At 69.1% G+C, this 3,131-nt stretch carries 4 protein-coding genes and 1 tRNA gene; all 5 read left to right on the forward strand.

What is annotated here, in order from left to right:
* Window positions 1-175: 175 nt before the first annotated feature.
* Window positions 176-248: transfer RNA gene (locus L7D48_RS27650), tRNA-Trp, on the forward strand.
* 114 nt (window positions 249-362) lie between these two features.
* Window positions 363-644, forward strand: a complete 282-nt coding sequence (gene secE / locus L7D48_RS27655; RefSeq protein WP_237883660.1) for a preprotein translocase subunit SecE — start codon at window positions 363-365, stop codon at window positions 642-644.
* Window positions 645-718: 74 nt separating this feature from the next.
* A complete protein-coding gene (nusG, locus tag L7D48_RS27660; RefSeq protein ID WP_237883662.1) occupies window positions 719-1,552 on the forward strand; it encodes a transcription termination/antitermination protein NusG in 834 nt (277 codons plus the stop codon).
* Window positions 1,553-1,726: 174 nt separating this feature from the next.
* Window positions 1,727-2,161 carry a 50S ribosomal protein L11 gene (gene rplK, locus L7D48_RS27665; protein ID WP_206348926.1) on the forward strand — a complete coding sequence of 145 codons (435 nt, stop codon included), beginning with the start codon at window positions 1,727-1,729 and terminating at the stop codon, window positions 2,159-2,161.
* A 154-nt stretch (window positions 2,162-2,315) separates the two neighbouring features.
* Entirely contained in the window at window positions 2,316-3,035 is a 720-nt protein-coding gene (gene rplA / locus L7D48_RS27670) for a 50S ribosomal protein L1 (RefSeq protein WP_237883664.1), read from the forward strand.
* Window positions 3,036-3,131 lie beyond the last annotated feature (96 nt).

The raw sequence follows: 3,131 nt of genomic DNA on the forward strand, positions 1-3,131 counted from the left end.
GCCGGGGAGAGCGCCGGTGTACGGGCGGGAGGAAGGGGAGGATCGGGGCGATACGGGTTACGTGTTCGACGGCGGCGCGGGAAGCACGTACACTCACCGTCGTTGGTCCCGGCCGATCACCGGTGGTCCGCGCACTCCGCGGCACCGACCGGATGCGGTAGGTTGGGAACGGCAAAGGGTCGTAGCTCAATTGGTAGAGCACCGGTCTCCAAAACCGGCGGTTGGGGGTTCAAGTCCCTCCGGCCCTGCTTCACGCATCTGAACCAGGGATGCGTGCACGTGTACGTAACTGGACGCACCGCCGTACGGCCGGGCCGGACGCGGCACGGCACGCGGCCAGGACCCGGATCAGGTGAGGACGAGTGGCGGAGATCACGGACTCCATCGAGGTCCCCGAGCCCGGGCGGTCGCAGGACGACAACAAGCCCCGGCGCGGTGGCAAGCGCGCGAAGAAGGGCCCGCTGGGCCGTCTCGCCCTGTTCTACAGGCAGATCATCGCCGAGCTGCGCAAGGTCGTCTGGCCCACCAAGAAGCAGCTCTCCACCTACACGACCGTGGTGATCATCTTCGTCCTCGTCATCATCGGCCTGGTGACCGTGATTGACTGGGGGTTCACCGAGGTCGTCAAGTTCGTCTTCGGCTGATGCGCCCGCGGAGTGCCCCTCCGGGGCACCTTTCCGCATGTTCGACCCCTTGAAGCCAGGAAGAAGCAGCCACCGTGTCTGACCCGAACCTCAACGACGCCGTCGACCCCGTCGAGGGTGACGACACCGCGCCCGACGCCGTCGAGACGGCGGACAAGGCGGCGGCGGACGGCGTCGACCAGGCCGAAGCTGCCGACACCGCCGGGGACGAGTCGGCCGAGGCGGCGGCCGCCCCCGCCGAGCCTGCCGACGAGACCGAGACCGAGACGGCCCAGGAGGCCGAGGAGCCGGTCGACCCGGTCGCCGCCCTCCGTGACGAGCTGCGCCACCTCCCCGGCGAGTGGTACGTCATCCACACCTACGCGGGCTACGAGAAGCGCGTGAAGGCCAACCTGGAGCAGCGCGCCGTCTCGCTCAACGTCGAGGACTTCATCTACCAGGCCGAGGTCCCCGAGGAAGAGATCGTCCAGATCAAGAACGGCGAGCGCAAGAACGTCCGCCAGAACAAGCTCCCCGGCTACGTGCTGGTGCGCATGGACCTGACGAACGAGTCCTGGGGCGTGGTGCGCAACACCCCGGGTGTCACCGGCTTCGTGGGCAACGCCTACGACCCGTACCCGCTGACCCTGGACGAGGTCGTCAAGATGCTCGCCCCCGAGGCGGAGGAGCGCGCCGCCGCGGAGGCCGCGGCCGAGGCGGGCCTGCCGGCGCCGAGCCGCAAGGTCGAGGTCCAGGTGCTGGACTTCGAGGTCGGGGACTCGGTCACCGTCACCGACGGCCCGTTCGCGACGCTCCAGGCGACGATCAACGAGATCAACCCGGACTCGAAGAAGGTCAAGGGCCTCGTCGAGATCTTCGGCCGCGAGACCCCGGTCGAGCTGAGCTTCGACCAGATCCAGAAGAACTGACGAGGTTCTTCCGGTCACCGATTTCCGGCCAGGTCGGGCAGCCCTGAGGGGCCGCCCGGCCTGGCCGGTTTCCGACCGCACCGCGATACGGGCTATCGTTGTGCGGTATGCCTCCGTACGGGTGGATCAGCCCGCCGGAGGATTCGACACCTCTCACCAGGACCCGGAGAGAACATGCCTCCCAAGAAGAAGAAGGTCACGGGGCTGATCAAGCTCCAGATCCAGGCCGGTGCCGCGAACCCGGCCCCGCCGGTCGGCCCCGCGCTGGGTCAGCACGGCGTGAACATCATGGAGTTCTGCAAGGCCTACAACGCCGCGACCGAGTCGCAGCGCGGCTGGGTCATCCCGGTGGAGATCACGGTCTACGAGGACCGCTCCTTCACCTTCATCACCAAGACCCCGCCGGCCGCGAAGATGATCCTCAAGGCCGCGGGCGTGGACAAGGGCTCCGGCGAGCCCCACTCCAAGAAGGTCGCCAAGATCACGCGCGAGCAGGTGCGCGAGATCGCCACGACCAAGATGCCCGACCTCAACGCCAACGACCTGGACTCCGCCGAGAAGATCATCGCCGGCACCGCCCGGTCGATGGGCGTCACCGTCGAGGGCTGAGCGGCTCCGCTCGCGGTACCCGCGAGGCGCGGCCGGCTCCCCCCTCGGGGCGGATGGGCCGGACAGGCGCGCCGAGCACAGACAGATGGAAGTGGCAGGGTCAGGCGCTGGCCCCCTGGACCACGACTCCGTACACCAGAAAACTGGAGCAGAAGTGAAGCGCAGCAAGGCTCTCCGCAACGCGGACGCCAAGGTCGACCGGACGCGGCTCTACGCCCCGCTGGAGGCCGTCCGTCTCGCCAAGGAGACCTCCCCGACCAAGTTCGACGCGACCGTCGAGATCGCCATGCGCCTGGGTGTCGACCCGCGCAAGGCCGACCAGATGGTGCGCGGCACCGTGAACCTCCCGCACGGCACCGGCAAGACCGCCCGGGTCCTGGTCTTCGCGACCGGTGAGCGTGCCGCGGCCGCGGAGGCCGCCGGCGCCGACATCGTCGGCTCCGACGAGCTGATCGACGAGGTCTCCAAGGGCCGCCTGGACTTCGACGCCGTCGTCGCCACCCCGGACCTGATGGGCAAGGTCGGCCGCCTCGGCCGTGTGCTCGGTCCGCGTGGTCTGATGCCGAACCCGAAGACCGGCACCGTCACCCCGGACGTCGCCAAGGCCGTCACCGAGATCAAGGGCGGCAAGATCGAGTTCCGCGTCGACAAGCACGCCAACCTCCACTTCATCATCGGCAAGGTCTCGTTCGACGAGAAGCAGCTGGTGGAGAACTACGCGGCGGCGCTGGACGAGGTCCTGCGGCTGAAGCCGTCCGCGGCCAAGGGCCGGTACATCAAGAAGGCCGTCATCAGCACCACGATGGGCCCCGGTGTCCCCGTCGACCCCAACCGCACCCGGAACCTCCTCGCCGAGGAGGACGTCGCCGCCTGATCCGGCGCGCGACCCCGCGAGAGCGGTCCAGCACGGCGGCCGGGCCCCGCTTCCTGTTCGGAAGGCGGGGCCCGGCCCTTTGCGCGGGTGGGGGCG

Source organism: Streptomyces sp. ICN903 (genome assembly GCF_022015835.1).
GTDB classification, from domain to species: Bacteria; Actinomycetota; Actinomycetes; order Streptomycetales; family Streptomycetaceae; genus Streptomyces; species Streptomyces fenghuangensis.